The organism is Nocardioides sp. (genome assembly GCF_024509035.1).
Classification (GTDB): domain Bacteria; phylum Actinomycetota; class Actinomycetes; order Propionibacteriales; family Nocardioidaceae; genus Nocardioides.
The window spans coordinates 1-14,290 of sequence record NZ_JANINT010000007.1; the positions used below are offsets into that span (position 1 = coordinate 1).

General features: G+C 72.3%; 14 protein-coding genes. 7 read left to right on the top strand and 7 right to left on the bottom strand.

Annotated elements, in window-relative coordinates:
• Together Q0L15_RS00440 and Q0L15_RS00445 are read right to left on the bottom strand one after the other, a co-directional pair.
• On the bottom strand, window positions 1-2,459 hold a 2,459-nt coding region (locus Q0L15_RS00440; RefSeq protein WP_296601444.1), incomplete at its 3' end, for a cation-translocating P-type ATPase.
• A gap of 60 nt (window positions 2,460-2,519) precedes the next feature.
• Entirely contained in the window at window positions 2,520-2,729 is a 210-nt protein-coding gene (locus Q0L15_RS00445) for a cation transporter (RefSeq protein WP_296601445.1), read from the bottom strand.
• 205 nt (window positions 2,730-2,934) lie between these two features.
• Between Q0L15_RS00445 and Q0L15_RS00450 the strand changes: the two genes are divergently transcribed.
• The 3 genes from Q0L15_RS00450 to Q0L15_RS00460 are packed head-to-tail and all read left to right on the top strand — an operon-like array spanning window position 2,935 to window position 3,845.
• Window positions 2,935-3,096 (top strand): hypothetical protein, encoded by a 162-nt coding sequence (locus Q0L15_RS00450; RefSeq protein ID WP_296601447.1) that lies wholly within the window; start codon window positions 2,935-2,937, stop codon window positions 3,094-3,096.
• Window positions 3,097-3,136: 40 nt separating this feature from the next.
• Window positions 3,137-3,448 carry a hypothetical protein gene (locus Q0L15_RS00455; protein ID WP_296601448.1) on the top strand — a complete coding sequence of 104 codons (312 nt, stop codon included), beginning with the start codon at window positions 3,137-3,139 and terminating at the stop codon, window positions 3,446-3,448.
• Between the two features lie 25 nt (window positions 3,449-3,473).
• Window positions 3,474-3,845: a carboxymuconolactone decarboxylase family protein gene (locus Q0L15_RS00460; protein ID WP_296601449.1), complete on the top strand. Its 372-nt coding sequence runs from the start codon at window positions 3,474-3,476 to the stop codon at window positions 3,843-3,845.
• A 50-nt stretch (window positions 3,846-3,895) separates the two neighbouring features.
• On the opposite strand, the gene Q0L15_RS00465 is transcribed toward Q0L15_RS00460, so the two are convergent.
• Both Q0L15_RS00465 and Q0L15_RS00470 read right to left on the bottom strand, forming a co-directional pair.
• Window positions 3,896-4,876: an aldo/keto reductase gene (locus tag Q0L15_RS00465; protein ID WP_296601450.1), complete on the bottom strand. Its 981-nt coding sequence runs from the start codon at window positions 4,874-4,876 to the stop codon at window positions 3,896-3,898.
• Window positions 4,877-4,919: 43 nt separating this feature from the next.
• On the bottom strand, window positions 4,920-5,471 hold the full coding sequence (locus Q0L15_RS00470; protein WP_296601451.1) for a hypothetical protein: 552 nt from the start codon (window positions 5,469-5,471) through the stop codon (window positions 4,920-4,922).
• Between the two features lie 49 nt (window positions 5,472-5,520).
• Between Q0L15_RS00470 and Q0L15_RS00475 the strand changes: the two genes are divergently transcribed.
• Window positions 5,521-5,853 carry a TfoX/Sxy family protein gene (locus tag Q0L15_RS00475; protein ID WP_296601452.1) on the top strand — a complete coding sequence of 111 codons (333 nt, stop codon included), beginning with the start codon at window positions 5,521-5,523 and terminating at the stop codon, window positions 5,851-5,853.
• Window positions 5,854-5,866: 13 nt separating this feature from the next.
• On the opposite strand, the gene Q0L15_RS00480 is transcribed toward Q0L15_RS00475, so the two are convergent.
• Both Q0L15_RS00480 and rlmC read right to left on the bottom strand, forming a co-directional pair.
• Window positions 5,867-6,199, bottom strand: coding sequence for a TraR/DksA C4-type zinc finger protein (locus tag Q0L15_RS00480; RefSeq protein ID WP_296601453.1), 333 nt, complete (start codon window positions 6,197-6,199; stop codon window positions 5,867-5,869).
• Window positions 6,196-7,320 carry a 23S rRNA (uracil(747)-C(5))-methyltransferase RlmC gene (rlmC, locus tag Q0L15_RS00485; protein ID WP_296601454.1) on the bottom strand — a complete coding sequence of 375 codons (1,125 nt, stop codon included), beginning with the start codon at window positions 7,318-7,320 and terminating at the stop codon, window positions 6,196-6,198. Before rlmC ends, Q0L15_RS00480 begins: the two co-directional genes overlap by 4 nt.
• 236 nt (window positions 7,321-7,556) lie before the next feature.
• On the opposite strand from rlmC, the gene Q0L15_RS00490 reads away from it, so the two are divergent.
• Together Q0L15_RS00490 and Q0L15_RS00495 are read left to right on the top strand one after the other, a co-directional pair.
• The gene (locus Q0L15_RS00490; protein ID WP_296601456.1) at window positions 7,557-9,962 is read left to right on the top strand and encodes a DUF11 domain-containing protein; all 2,406 of its coding nucleotides are present in this window, start codon (window positions 7,557-7,559) and stop codon (window positions 9,960-9,962) included.
• Window positions 9,963-10,045: 83 nt separating this feature from the next.
• Window positions 10,046-11,404 (top strand): phospholipase D-like domain-containing protein, encoded by a 1,359-nt coding sequence (locus Q0L15_RS00495; RefSeq protein ID WP_296601458.1) that lies wholly within the window; start codon window positions 10,046-10,048, stop codon window positions 11,402-11,404.
• A 19-nt stretch (window positions 11,405-11,423) separates the two neighbouring features.
• On the opposite strand, the gene Q0L15_RS00500 is transcribed toward Q0L15_RS00495, so the two are convergent.
• Window positions 11,424-12,704, bottom strand: a complete 1,281-nt coding sequence (locus Q0L15_RS00500) for a cation:proton antiporter (RefSeq protein WP_296601460.1) — start codon at window positions 12,702-12,704, stop codon at window positions 11,424-11,426.
• A 94-nt stretch (window positions 12,705-12,798) separates the two neighbouring features.
• Between Q0L15_RS00500 and Q0L15_RS00505 the strand changes: the two genes are divergently transcribed.
• The gene (locus Q0L15_RS00505; RefSeq protein ID WP_296601461.1) at window positions 12,799-14,118 is read left to right on the top strand and encodes a phospholipase D-like domain-containing protein; all 1,320 of its coding nucleotides are present in this window, start codon (window positions 12,799-12,801) and stop codon (window positions 14,116-14,118) included.
• Window positions 14,119-14,290: the final 172 nt, after the last annotated feature.

Genomic DNA, 14,290 nt, shown 5'->3' on the forward strand with positions numbered 1-14,290 from the left:
GGACGCATCGGCATGCCCATGCCCTCCTGCCAGCCGAGCACGCCGTTCATGCCGCGCTCGGCCTGGTCGGTGCGGCTGAGCCAGGTGAACCCGACGCCCACGGCGATCGCGACGACCGCGATGCCGGCCAGGTAGCCCCAGTCGCTCACGCGCGCCCAGGTCGAGGACTTCTTGGCCGGCTTGCGCAGCCGCAGCGCGTTGGTGACGACGCTGACCGAGCTCATCGCCATCGCGGCGCTCGCGAGCACCGGGTCGAGGAGCAGCCCGTCCCACCAGTACAGGGCACCGGCGGCGACGGGGACCAGCAGCACGTTGTAGGCGAACGCCCACACCAGGCCCTGCTTGATCGTGGTCACCGTGCGCCGCGACAGCTCGATCGCGGAGACGATGCCGTGCAGGTCGCCGCCGACGAGCGTGATGTCGGAGGCCGCGATCGCGACGTCGGTGCCGGTGCCGATCGCGATGCCGAGGTCGGCCTGGGCGAGGGCGGGCGCGTCGTTGACACCGTCGCCGACCATCGCCACGACCTGCCCGGCGGCCTGCAGCTCGGCGACCCGCAGCGCCTTGTCGGCGGGTCGTACGTCGGCCATCACGTGCTCGATCCCGACCTGGGCCGCGATCGCGCGAGCGGTCTCGGCGTTGTCGCCGGTGACCATCCAGACCTCGAGGCCGAGGTCCTGCAGCGCCGCCACGGCGGCAGCCGAGGACTCCTTGACGGTGTCGGCCACCTGCACCGCGCCCGCGAGTGCGCCGTCGACGGCGACGTAGACGGCCGCGACGCCGAGCGCGGCGGTGGCCGCGGCGTCGATGCCGTGCTCGGCGAGGTGGGCCGCGTTGCCGGCGAGCACCTGACGACCCGCGATCTCGGCGACCACCCCGTGCCCCGGCACGGAGTCGAAGGAGGTGACGGCCGGAAGTGCGAGGCCGCGCTCCTGCGCACCACGGACGATCGCCTCGCCGACGGGGTGCTCGCTGCCGACCTCGGCGGCCGCGGCGAGCGTGAGCAGCTCGTCGGGCTCCCACCCGGCGACCGGCGTGACCGCGGTGAGGTCGGGACGACCGCGGGTGATCGTGCCGGTCTTGTCGAGCACGACGGCGGTCAGCCGGCGGGCGGTCTCGAGCGCCGCACCGTCACCGACCAGGATGCCGAGCTCCGCCGCCTTGCCGGTCCCGACCATCACGGCGGTCGGCGTCGCCAGCCCGAGGGCGCACGGGCACGCGATGATCAGCACCGCGACCGTCGTACCGATCGCGAGGACGAGCCGGTCGGTCTCGGGGCCGAGGAGCAGCCAGCCGAGGAACGTCGCCAGCGCGACGACGAGCACGGCCGGGACGAAGATCGCCGAGACCCGGTCGGCGAGCCGCTGCATCGGCGGCGCGCTCCCCTGGGCCTGCTCGACGAGACGGACGATCTGGGCGAGCGTGCTGTCGGCACCGACGGCGGTGGTGCGTACGACGAGGGTGCCGGTGGTGTTGACCGTGGCTCCGATCACGGCGTCGCCGGCAACCTTCTCGACCGGGACGCTCTCGCCGGTCAGCATCGACTCATCGATCGCCGACCGCCCCTCGACGACCACGCCGTCGACCGGGAGCTTCTCCCCCGGCCGGACGCGCACCTGGTCACCCACGACGACCTGGCCGATGGGCACGTCGACCTCGGCGCCGTCGCGCAGCACCCGGGCCGTCGTGGGCGCCAGCCCCACCAGCGCCTTGATCGACGCGGCCGTGCGCTTCTTGGCCTTGAGCTCCAACCACCGGCCCATCAGCACGAGCGCGAGCACGATCAGCGCGGTCTCGTAGTAGAGGTGGAGCGGCAGGCCCCAGCGCTCGGCGGGCCCGGGCCACAGCGTGACGAACGCGCTGTAGCCGAAGGCGACGCCGGTGCCGAGGGCGACCAGCGTGTCCATGCTCGACGAGCCGTGCTTGGCGCCTCGCCACGCCCGCTCGTAGATCTCGCGTCCGGCCCAGAACTGCGTGACGGTCGCGACCACGAGGAGCAGCGGCATCAGCCAGTCCATCGTGTCGAGGCTGACCGGCACGTACATCACGCCCATCAGCGCCAGCCCGACGACCAGCGCGACCTGCCACTTGCGACGTAGCCGCGCGATCTCCACGTCGCGCCGGGCGTCCAGCTCAGCGACCGGGTCGGCCTCGGGGCGCTCCGGGGACGGCACGTCCGCCCGACCCTCCGGCTCGCGGGCAGGCTGCGGCGCGGGGCGCACCGTGCCGGCGTACCCGGCCTTCTCGACCGCGGCCGTGAGCGCGCCCGCGTCGACGGCCGCGGGGTCGTAGGTGACCGACGCGGTCTCGGTGGCGAGGTTGACCGAGGCCTCCACGACACCCTCCACCCGGGAGAGCGCCTTCTGGACGCGGCCCACGCACGACGCACAGGTCATCCCCTCGATGTCGAGGGTGCTCTCCGTGGTGGCCGGGGTGGCGGCCGGGGTCGTCGTGCTCATGGTCTCGGTTCCTTGCGCGTGGTCGGGGCAGCGTGGTCGGGGCAGCGTGGTCAGGCAGTGTCAGGAGACGAGCTCGTAGCCGGCCTCGTCGATGGCGGCGGCGATCTCGTCGTGGGTCAGCGGACGCTCGGACTCGACGGTGACGTCGCCGGTCTCGAGCTCGACGCGAACGTCGGTCACCGGCTCCAGGGCGGACACCTCGCGGGTCACCGCGCCGACGCAGTGGCCGCAGGTCATCCCGTTGACGCGGTAGACGTGGGTCGTGGACATGGGCTCTCTCCTTGATCGGAATTGATACCCCAAGGGGGTATCTGACCCTGAGAACGTAACATACCCCCTGCGGGTATGACCAGGGGCGTCGGGCACCGGATCTGAGGTAGCCGGCGGCGGCAACTAGGGAGGCCGTCCGATGCCTGCCCCTACCTCAGGCGCGGAGCGTGGGCGCACCAGCCGTTCCCACCCCCAGGAGTACCTCATGATCGCCTCGATCTCCATCGCCGACCCGGTGGCCGCCCTGATGCTCACGCAGCTGCGCGTCGACGAGCTCGGTCAGACCTTCGCGGGCGACCGCGACAGCCGGCGCCGCCGCCGCGACCGGTTCCACCGCCACGCCCGCCTGCGCAAGATCCTCGGCTGAGACGGCTCCGGGCGGGCCTGCGGTGCCTATGCTCGAGCCCATGTCCGCCGAGGAGCCCGCGACCAGCCTGCAGGCGCTCTACGACCTGGTGCCCCAGGCCGAGGAGATCGACCTGCGCGAGGAGCTGGAGCTCGAGACGCAGCGTCGGCACTGGCTCGACAAGCTCCGCCCACTGCTCGACAGGGGCGACGGCGACGACCTCGACCGCGCAACCGACCTCGAGCACGCCCGCGAGGGCGCCCCCGAGGACGACGGCGAGCCGTGGCACCTGACCGACCACCAGGTCGTCGGGATGCTCGAGCACGAGCTCGGTGCCGAGCAGGTCGACGACGTCCCCGATGACGGTCATTGATACCCCCGGGGGTATATTGGCGACCATGACGAACACCACCACCGAGCACCCCCACGGCAAGGACGTCCTCGACGCCCTGTCCCCGCTCCACCGCCAGCTGCGCCAGGCCGTCCCCGACGTCTACAAGGGGTTCGGCGAGCTGCACAAGGCTGCGTTCGCCGCGGGCGCGCTCGACACGCGCACCAAGGAGCTGATCGCGCTGGCGATCGGCGTCGTCGAGGGCTGCGACGGCTGCATCGCCTCCCACGCGCAGGCCGCGGTCCGCGCCGGCGCGACCAAGCAGGAGGCGGCCGAGGCCATCGGCGTCACGTTCTTGATGAAGGGCGGCCCGGCCACGATCTACGGCCCCCGCGCCTACGACGCGTTCTGCGAGTTCGCCGACGCCGCCCAGGCCTGAGACGACGTTGACCCGCCCGAAAGTTTCGGGCGGGTCAACGTCTTCGGCTGTTACCAGCGGTCGTGGATGGCCGCTCGGAAGTAGGTGTCGTAGATCCGGGTCACGCCCTCGAGCACGTCCGCGGGCAGCGCGTCGATGCTGCCGGCGGCGGCGTTGGCGCGGGCCTGGTCGGCGTTGCGGGCACCCGGGATGACCGTGGTGACGCCGGGCTGCTGCACGACCCAGGCGAGCGCCGCCTGCGCAGGCGTCACACCGAGGTCGCGCACGAGCGCGCTGAACTCCTGGGCGGCGCGCACGCCGGCCTCGAAGTCCACGCCGGAGAAGGTCTCCCCCACGTCGAAGGCGCTGCCGTCGCGGTTGTAGGTGCGGTGGTCGTCGGCGGCGAACGTCGTGTGCTCGTCGTAGCGGCCCGACAGCAGGCCGGACGCCAGCGGCACCCGCGCGATGATGCCGACACCGGCCTCGGCGGCGGCCGGGAGCACCCGGTCGAGCGGCTTGAGCCGGAAGGCGTTGAGGATGATCTGGATCGAGGCGACGTTGGGTCGCGCGATCGCGGAGAGCGCCTGGTCGGCGGTCTCGACGCTGACGCCGTAGGCCGCGATCGCGCCCTCGTCGACCAGCGTGTCGAGGTCGTCGTACGTCGCGTCCGCGTCGATGACCGCGCTCGGCGGGCAGTGCAGCTGCACCAGGTCGAGCGTGTCGACACCGAGGTTGCGCCGCGACCGGTCGGTCCACGCGCGGAAGTTGTCCATCGTGTAGTTCTCGGGCAGCTGGTCCATCCGCCGACCCATCTTGGTCGCGACCGTGACCTCGGGGTGGTCGCGGAGGAACCGGCCGATCACCTGCTCGCTGCGGCCGTCGCCGTAGACGTCGGCGGTGTCGAAGAACGTGACACCCGCATCGGTCGAGGCCGACAGCACGGCGAGGGCGTCGTCCTCGGACACCTCACCCCAGTCGGCGCCCAGCTGCCAGGTGCCGAGACCGACGACGGAGACCGGACGGCCGGTCCTGCCCAACGTGCGCTGCTCCATGCTCGCGAGTGTGGCACGCGGGCCAGGGCCGGATGCAGGCAGGTCAGTTCGGCGCGAAGGACAGCACCCGCTGGGAGAGCCGGTGCCTGCCCGGCACGTAGTCGTCGGTGCGGGCCGGCGCGTCGAGCACGTAGGAGCGCACCGACACCGCGAACCGGGTCGAGGGCGCCAGGCAGCTCGGGTCGATCTTCACGACCGAGCGGGCCTGGACCATCTTCAGCGACGCGCACCCCTGGTCGGAGATGTTGCGACCGTGGGCGGTCCAGGAGTGCGTGCGGAAGACGGCGTACTCGGAGTAGGCCGGGCCGGTGACGAACAGGTCGGGCACCCGGTCGTCGTCGGTGTCGACCCACAGATCGATCGCGTCGCCCACGTCGACGGGGCGGTCGTGGCGGATCACGATCCGCGCCTTGCGGCTCTCCGTCCGCGCCGCGGAGATCCGCACCGACACGACGTCGAAGGCCTTGCCGGGCTCGACCGGGTCCTCGATCGTGCGCTCGGTGGGCGGCACGGCCGACGCGGGGGCGGCGACGGCCACCAGCGGCAGCGTCGCGAGGGCGAGGAGGAGGAGCGGAAGCACCCGAGGAAGACGCATGGAGCCAGTCTGGTCCCGTCGGCGAGGACGAGGCATCAGACTTTCGTCCATGACGTACGACGAGCAGCTCGCCGGCCGGCTCCGCGAGATCCTCACCGGCGAGCCCGGCCTCAGCGAGCGGAGGATGTTCGGCGGCCTGGCGTTCCTCATCGAGGGCAACATGGCTGTCGCCGCCAGCAGCCAGGGAGGGTTGCTGCTGCGCTGTGACCCCGACCGGCGCGAGGAGCTGCTCGCCGAGCCGCACACCGACGCGTTCGTGATGAACGACCGCGAGATGGCCGGCTGGCTGCGCGTCGAGGCGACGGGCGTCGCGGACGAGGACGCGCTGGAGCGCTGGGTCGAGGTCGGCGCCGGCTGGGCGCGCACGCTGCCCCCGAAGTGACGGGGCGTCCGCGTCAGGCGCAGACCACGCAGGTCGTGGCGGTGGGGCGCACCTCGAGCCGCTCGTCCGGGATCGGCCGGCCACATCGCGAGCACCGGCCGTAGGTCCCCGCGTCGAGGCGGGTCAGCGCCGCCTCCACCTCGGTGAGGTGCTGCTCGGCCTGGCGCACGAGCGCCGCGACCTGCTCTCGCTCGAAGGCGATCGTCGCACCCTCGGGGTCGTGCTCGTCGTCGGCGTTGGTGTCGCGGGACGCGTCCACGAACCCGCGGTAGTCGCCGCGCAGGGTCGCGAGCCGCGCCGTCGTACGCCGCCGCTCGTCCTCGAGCCGGTCGCGTGGCCCGCTCATGCCCGCTCCAGCAGCACGAGCACCTCGTAGTGCGCGGTGTTGGGGAACATGTCGAGCAGCTGGCCGCGCACCGGCCGCAGGCTCGGCATCGTCTGGAGGTCGCGGGCGAGCGACTGCGCGTTGCAGCTGGAGTAGAGGACGTGGCGCACGCCCGAGGCCTCGAGCCAGCCGCTGAGCTCAGGGCCGAGGCCGCGTCGCGGTGGGTTGACGACGACGAGGTCCGGCGGCGCCGGCTGGGCGGCTGCGTACGCCGTCGCGTCGCCGGCCTCGAACCGCACACCCTCCACGCCGGCGTCCGCACTGGTCTGCTCGGCGCTGACGACGGCCTCGCGGCCGATCTCGACGCCGGTGACCTCCCGGCCGGTGCCGGCCAGGGTGAGCGCGAACCCGCCGACCCCGCAGTAGAGGTCCCACACCGTGCGCGGCGCGACCTCGTCGACCCATGCCCGCGCGCGGCGGTAGAGCTCGGCCGCCATCGCGGTGTTGGTCTGGAAGAAGCTCTGCGGGCGCAGCCGGAGGGTCACCCGGTCCAGGCGCATCCGCAGCGCCTCCTCGTCGGTCAGGAGGATCTCGCGCTCCCCCTCGAGCACCGCCTTGTGCTCGGGCTGCAGGTTCACCGACGCGACCACGACGGCGGGCACCCGCTCGAGCAACGCCGGGAGGTGCTTGCGGATCCGCGCCACCGGCTCCTGGGAGCGCAGCACGAAGCGGACCATCAGCTCGCCGTCCGGCGACTCGGTGACCAGGAGGAACTTCAGCTCACCGCGACGCCGCGCGACGTCGTACGGCGTGAGCGCGGCGCGGGTCACGAACGCCGCGAGCTCCGGCAGCGCCGCCTGGATGCCCGGCGTGTGCAGCGGGCAGTCGCGCAGGTCGACCCCGGCACCGAGCGGGCCGAGGATGCCGAGCACCGGCTCCTCGGCCGTGCCGCTGACGACCATCTTGGCCTTGTTGCGCACTCCCAGCTGGGCGCTCGCGACCGGCGGCAGCCAGACGGTGTCGGGGTGCGCGGCGAGCAGGTCCTCGACCAGGCGCTGCTTCTCGGCCAGCTGCTCGGCGTACGCCGTGCCGAGCCAGGTGCACGAGCGGCAGCGGCCGGCGTCGAAGTGGGAGCAGAGCATGACCGATCCAGGTTACGGGGCGGTGCCTGCGCGCAGGAGGCAGTGGCCTGGAGCACAGGTCTGCACCGGTCCCGGCACTCCGGGCGTTCCGAGGACGCCGGGGTCGAGCGCGCGTAGCCTGACGAGGTCAGGACGGGGGGTCCTGGCGCCGCATGCGTGCGCCGGGGGGTCATGACACCGATCTCGTCGACACCTCGTCCCGTCGTCACCGATGGAACGAGGGGGTCCACCCGGTCATGACTGCTCACCGCATCGTCTCCAGCACGCGCTCGCACGTCGTCGTCAGCGCGCTCCTGAGCGCCGCCGTCGCGCTCGCGCTCGCGCTCGTACCGGCGACGCCGTTCACGGCGCCGGCACAGGCCGGCGGCAACCCGCCCGGCAACAACGGCACCGTCAAGATCGCCGAGCACGGCGACCTCGACGGCGCGCCCGACAACGACCCCCACGTGGGCTGCACGTTCACCGTCGAGTGGTACGGCTTCGACCAGGGTCCCGACATCATCTCGGAGGTCGACTTCGAGATGCAGGCGCCGACCAAGGACGTCGTCCTCGACGTGACCGGCCCGTCGGCCGTCTTCGTCGGCGGTGACCCCGCGAGCGGCGCCGGCACCGCGACCGGGCTCGACGGCCGGGAGACCTACACGCTCGCGTTCCACGGCGATCCCCACCCGCAGCAGGGCTACCACGTGAAGCTCACCGTCCACACGCCCGGCTCCCAGGGCAACGACAAGAAGTCGAAGGTGTTCTGGGTCGAGGGCTGTGACCCCGTCGTGCCCGCCCAGCCGGCGATCCACCTGGAGAAGACCGTCTCGGACTCCGCCGACGCCGACTCCGTCGGCTCACTCGGTGAGCTGCTGACCTACGGCTTCACCGTCACCAACATCGGCAACACCCCACTGACCGACGTCACGATCTCCGACGAGCTCCTCGGGCTCGTCGCGGCACCCTGCGTCGCCACGCTCGCCCCCGGCGCGTCGACGACCTGCCCGCTGCTCAGCGCGCCGACGTACGTCGTCACCGCGGCCGACGTGGCCGCCGGCCGGGTGCACAACCTGGCGACGGCCACCGGCACGCCGCCGGCCGGGCCCGACGTGTCCGACTCCGACGACGCCACCATCGACACCGGCGCGGGCGAGCCGCTCCCCGCCGGGCTGGGCATCAGCAAGACCGCGGACGTCTCCCTCGCCGCTCCCGGTGACGCGGTGACGTACACACTGCGCGCGGTCAACAGCGGCCCGGGCGAGGCTCGCGACGTGGTCGTCACCGACGTGCTGCCGGCCGGCACCACGTTCGTGTCGGCCAGCTCCGGCTGCGCACTCTCGTCCGGCGCGGTCGTGTGCTCGCTCGGCACGATCGGGCCCGGCCAGGAGCGCTCGGTCACGATCACGGTGCGGGTGCACCTGCTGCCGAGCGCCGTGACCACGCACGACCACCAGGTCGACGTGACCAAGGTCGAGAGCCACCTCTCCGTCCCGGCCGGCCAGACCGCATCGGCGACGACGGCGTGCCCGACCGGCTACCTGGCCACCGACGGGAGCGTGCGGCTCGACCACGTCGACCAGGGCACGGGGACCTGGACGGACGCGGCCGTGCTCGTCTCCACGAGCACCGCCGACGGCCGCGGCTGGACCGGCACCGTGCGCAACGAGGCCACCGGGCAGGTGCAGGCCAAGGTCAACGTGGTCTGCACGAGCGAGCGGACGGTGTCCGGCGAGGACCACACCCACCCGCTGGTCGTCTCCGACGTGCTGACCACGACGCAGGCCTGGGCCGTCGGCAGCCACAGCGCCGACCTGTCCTGCGGGCCGGGGGCCGTCGCCATCGCGCCCGGCTTCACGTTCCTCGCCGGCGACGGCGTGGTCTACAGCCGCCCGACCGCCGAGGGACGCCGGTTCACCGCCGACGTCACGACCGACGCCTTGGTGACGCTGACGGCCCGGTGCCTGCGCACGACGCTGGGGGTCACCCAGGGCCACACCCACGAGCTGCTCACCTCGCAGCGCTCGGGCCAGGTGGACGTCGCGCCGGGCACCGTCGCGGAGCGCAGCCTGACCTGCCGCGACGGCGCCAAGGGCATCGTGGCGTGGGTCGACCCGCACGGCACCCTGCCGCTCGGCAACGACCCGCAGCCGGTGACCCGGGTCTTCCGCTTCTACAACCCCTCGGCCGGCGTGCTCACCGTGGACTACGGACTGCTGTGCGTCGACGTGCGCACCAGCCCCGCCGAGGACGCGGAGCGACGGGTGGAGAACACCGCGACCGTCTCGACCAGCAGCCCCGACACGGCGGTGTTCGACGACACCTCCACGGCGAGCGTCACGGTCAGTGCCACCGGCACCGACGTCCCCGGATCGGGCTGGGTCACGACCGCCGCCGGTCGCACGAGCGTCCGGGTCCGGCTCGCGAGCGACGTACGCCGACAGGTGCGGCTGACGCTGGTCGCGCCGCACCGGGTCGCGGGCCTGGCGCGCGGCACGGTCCTGGCCCGCGGGGCCACGACCGTCACCGCCGCGAGCCCGACGGTCCGGCTCGTGGCGACCGGAGCCGCCCGGGCGGCGCTGCGGCAGGGTCGCATCGACCGCGCCCGGCTGGTGGTGACGACGCGCGCCGGTCACGAGACGCGGACGATCCACCTGCGCTGAGCCTCGCATCACCGCGTCGAGGCTGAGCCCGGCGCCGCGTGGTGCCGATGTGACCAGAGTGACGAAAGGTACGCTCCGGTGCCGTGCGCAGAACGTTCGCGGTGCTCGGGTGCGCCCTCATCCTGCTGATCTCGGGCCTGGCCCTCGGAGCGCAGGCCGGCGCGGCGGCGGCCGCCCCCTCGGCCGTCGCCGCGCCGCGCCACGGTCCCGCGGCCGACCGGCACCACCACGCGACCCCGTGGCGGCCGGTCGAGGGCGGGTTCTTCAACAACCCGTGGGGTGGGCGGCGCGGCAAGTTCCGCATCGAGCGGCAGATCGTCGAGGCGATCCGGCACGCGCGCCCGGGCTCGCACATCCGGATCGCGGTCTACTCCTTCGACCGGGTCAACGTGGCGAAGGCGCTCATCGAGGCGCACCGGCGCGGCGTCCACGTGCAGGTGCTCCACAACGACCACCAGGTCACCGAGGCGATGCGGATGCTGCGGCGCGCCCTGGGGACCGACCGGGGCAAGAAGAGCTGGGACTACACCTGCCGCACCGGTTGCCGCAGCGTCCAGGGCGTCCTGCACGACAAGATCTACCTCTTCGACCGCACCGGCGGGGCCAAGAACGTCGTGATGACCGGGTCGCACAACCTCACGCTCAACGCGACCGCCCACCAGTTCAACGACCTGCTCGTCCAGCGCAACGCGCCGCGCCTGCACGACGTGCTGCTGCACCTGTTCTGGCAGCTGCGTCGCGACCGCACCGCCGACCCGCTGTTCGTGCACCGCGCGTTGAAGGACTACGAGCTGTGGGCGATGCCGCACCCGCGGACCACGCGCTGGAACGACCCGGTGATGGACGTGCTGCGCCAGGTCCGGTGCCGCGGCGCGCGCGGCAACACCGGCGTCGACGGCCGCACGAAGATCCGGGTCTCGATGCACTCCTGGAACGGCGAGCGCGGAGCCTGGCTGGCCCGCAAGCTGCGTCAGCTCTATGCCGAGGGGTGCAACGTCAAGGTGATGTGGTCGCTGGCCGGGGCGGAGATGAAGCGCGCGATCAGCACCCCGACGCGTCGTGGCACCGTCCCCCGGCGGGCCGACGGCTACAACACCGACTGCGACGTGCTGCAGGAGGTGGACATGTACAGCCACCAGAAGTACATGACGATCTCGGGGCGCTACGGCAAGGACCGGCGCGCGTCGTACGTCTTCACCGGCTCGAGCAACTGGACCGCCCAGGGCATCAGCGGCGACGAGATGATCCTCCGCGCCCGCGGGCTGCGACTGGTGCGCCAGTGGAACCACAACTTCGACTTCATCTGGCGGCACCGGGCCCGCGAGGTCGGCGGCGACCGCGGGTTCCGCCCGGGAGCGCCGTACTGCCCGTACTACTACTACCGATCGGTCCAGCCGCGCCGCGGCATCGCGTTCTCGGGCGAGCACTGGGAAGCCGACTGACCCCTGGTCGGCGGGCGGATCAGGTCGTGTCGGGGTCGCCCACCCGGCTCATCACCGGTGAGGCGAGCACCCCGTGAAGCAGCACGGACGCGACGACGGTGAACGCGACCGTCGACCACAGCCAGTCCGTGCCGAGCTCCTCGGCGTGCCCGGCGGCATAGGCCAGGTAGTAGATCGAGCCGATGCCGCGGACGCCGAAGAAGGCCGCCGCCCAGCGCTGGCCCCGGGTCAGCGACGGCTGCTCGCGCGACGCCCACGGCGCGAGCCCGGCCATGCCGGCCGCCGGACGGATCACGAGCAGGAGGGCCAGCCCGATCGTGACGCCGCGCCAGTCCAGGCCGCCGAGGAGCCCGCGGCTCAGCGCGATGCCGAGCACGAGCAGCACGAACAGCGTCAGCAGCCGCTCGAGGCGCTCGGCGACCTCGTGCATGGCCGCGTGGTAGTCGTGCGAGCGCTCCGCTGAGCGGAACGTCATCGCGCACACGAACACCGACAAGAACCCGTAGCCTCCGGCGACCTCCCCGACGCCGTACGCCGTCACCAGCGCCGCGAGCGCCAGCAACGACTCCCCGCGCTCGGCGACCCGCAGCGAGGGGCTCGCCGAGCGGAACGCGACCCAGGCGAGCACCCGGCCGATGACGATGCCGACCACGACCCCGATGAGCACCTTGGCGACGAGGTAGAAGCCCACCCACTCCAGGGCCCAGCCCCCGAAGGACCCCTCGGTGGCGAGCAGGATCGCGGCGTAGACGAACGGGAACGCGAGCCCGTCGTTGAGCCCCGCCTCGGAGGTCAGCGTGAACCGCACCTCGTCGGACTCGTCGACCTCGTGCTCATCGCCGGTCTGCGGGCCTGCGACCTGCACGTCGGAGGCCAGCACGGGGTCGGTCGGGGCGAGGACGGCCCCGAGGAGCAGCGCCGCCGCGGGCGCGATGCCGGCACCCCAGGCGATCAGTGCGACCGCCCCGATGCACAGCGGCATCGTGATGCCGAGCAGCCGCCAGGTCGTGCTCCACCGTCGCCACGACGCCCGGCTGCGCGGGTTGAGCGGCCGGTCGAGCGCGAGCCCGACGCCCATGAGCGCGACGAGCACGGCGAGCTCGGTGACGTGCTCGATCGTGGCCCGGTTGGCCTGGGGGTCCAGCGGCAATCCGTCGGGCAGCGGGGTCAGACCGAGACCGAAGCCGACCGCCACCAGCACCATCGGTGCGGAGACCGCCCAGCGGTCGAGCAGCGCAGGCAGCACGATCGCCAGGAGCAGGCTGCCCCCGGCGACGACGTACACGAGGTCGGCGGTCACGCCGGGCAGTACCCCAGGGTGCGGTTGTTATCCTCGCCGACGTTCGAGGCTCCCCCGTTCGGGTACGGGCCGACCGCGAACGAAGGGTGCAAGCGTGCGGTTGAAGTTCATGGGTGTGCTCGGCGCGCTCGCAATGATGGTGACCCTGCTCGGAGCGGCCCCCGGAGGCAGCCCGGCGCAGGCGGCGAAGGCGAAGCGGTGGGAACCCCCGACCGGGGGGTTCTTCAACAACCCGTGGGGCAGCAAGGACGTCCAGTTCCACATCGAGCGGCAGATCGTGGCGGCGATCAACCACGCCCACAAGGGCTCCTACATCCGCATCGCGGTGTACTCCTTCGACCGCGTCAACGTCGCCCAGCGGCTGATCGAGGCCCACAAGCGTGGGGTGCACGTGCAGGTGCTCCACAACGACCACACGTACACCAAGGCCATGCGGATGCTGAAGAAGGCCCTCGGCACCAACCGCGAGAAGAAGAGCTGGGACTACACCTGCAAGCGCGGCTGCCGCAGCGTGCAGGGGGTGCTGCACGACAAGATCTACCTCTTCGAGCACACCGGCGGAGCGAAGAACGTCGTGATGACGGGATCGCACAACCTGACCCGCAACTCCACCGTGCACCAGTTCAACGACCTGCTGGTCAAGAAGGACGTCCCGAGGCTCTACGGGTTGATGCTCGACCTGTTCCGCGAGCTCAAGCGGGACAAGACCGCCAAGCCGCTGTTCAAGCACCAGGTCCTCAAGGACTTCCAGCTGTGGGTGATGCCGCACCCGCGCACGACGGCGGCCAACGACCCGATCATGAAGATCCTGCGTCCCGTGCAGTGCCGCGGCGCGCGGGACGGCACGGGCACCAAGGGCCGCACCAAGATCCGGGTCTCGATGCACTCCTGGAACGGTGACCGCGGCACCTGGATCGCGCGGCGCCTGCGGCACTTGTACGCCGACGGCTGCGACGTGAAGGTGATGTGGGCGCTCGGCGGCGCGACGATGAAGAAGACGATCGGCGCGAAGACCCCGCGCGGGCAGGTCCCCCGGCACGCCAACGGCTACGACACGGACTGCGACGAGCTCAACCAGGTCGACATGTACAGCCACCAGAAGTACATGACGATCTCGGGTCGCTACGGCAAGGACCGGTCCGCATCGCTGGTCTTCACCGGGTCGAGCAACTGGACCCACTCGGGCATCAGCGGCGACGAGATGATCATGCGCGTCCGCGGCGCCGGGCTGGTCAAGCGGTGGAACCGGAACTTCCAGAACATCTGGGAGAACTGGTCGCGCCCCGTCGGTCGCCCCGGCGGCTTCCGCCCCACGCCCCCGCTGTGCGCCACCGACCGCGCCCTCCCCCAACGCAGCACCACCGGCACGCCCGACGACCTGTCGTTCTCCGGGCAGTACTGGGAAGCCGACTGAACGACTGAACGCTGGTCGAGCTCGGCGCGGTGGTCGAACTCGGCGAGGCGTCGCCGTGAGTCGAGCGAAGGCCCGGTGGTCGAGGTCGGCGCCGGTGGTCGAGCCCGTCGAGACCCCCGCAGCGCGCGCAGGGCGCCTGATGTACGTCGGGCTGCGGGCTGCTTCCGGTTGC

Coding starts and splice junctions, on each gene's coding strand:
- Q0L15_RS00450 (WP_296601447.1), top strand. CDS start 2,935: ATGATCGCCTCGATCTCCATCGCCGACCCGGTGGCCGCCCTGATGCTC.
- Q0L15_RS00460 (WP_296601449.1), top strand. CDS start 3,474: ATGACGAACACCACCACCGAGCACCCCCACGGCAAGGACGTCCTCGAC.
- Q0L15_RS00445 (WP_296601445.1), bottom strand. CDS start 2,729: ATGTCCACGACCCACGTCTACCGCGTCAACGGGATGACCTGCGGCCAC.
- Q0L15_RS00490 (WP_296601456.1), top strand. CDS start 7,557: ATGACTGCTCACCGCATCGTCTCCAGCACGCGCTCGCACGTCGTCGTC.
- Q0L15_RS00465 (WP_296601450.1), bottom strand. CDS start 4,876: ATGGAGCAGCGCACGTTGGGCAGGACCGGCCGTCCGGTCTCCGTCGTC.
- rlmC (WP_296601454.1), bottom strand. CDS start 7,320: ATGCTCTGCTCCCACTTCGACGCCGGCCGCTGCCGCTCGTGCACCTGG.
- Q0L15_RS00480 (WP_296601453.1), bottom strand. CDS start 6,199: ATGAGCGGGCCACGCGACCGGCTCGAGGACGAGCGGCGGCGTACGACG.
- Q0L15_RS00470 (WP_296601451.1), bottom strand. CDS start 5,471: ATGCGTCTTCCTCGGGTGCTTCCGCTCCTCCTCCTCGCCCTCGCGACG.
- Q0L15_RS00455 (WP_296601448.1), top strand. CDS start 3,137: ATGTCCGCCGAGGAGCCCGCGACCAGCCTGCAGGCGCTCTACGACCTG.
- Q0L15_RS00475 (WP_296601452.1), top strand. CDS start 5,521: ATGACGTACGACGAGCAGCTCGCCGGCCGGCTCCGCGAGATCCTCACC.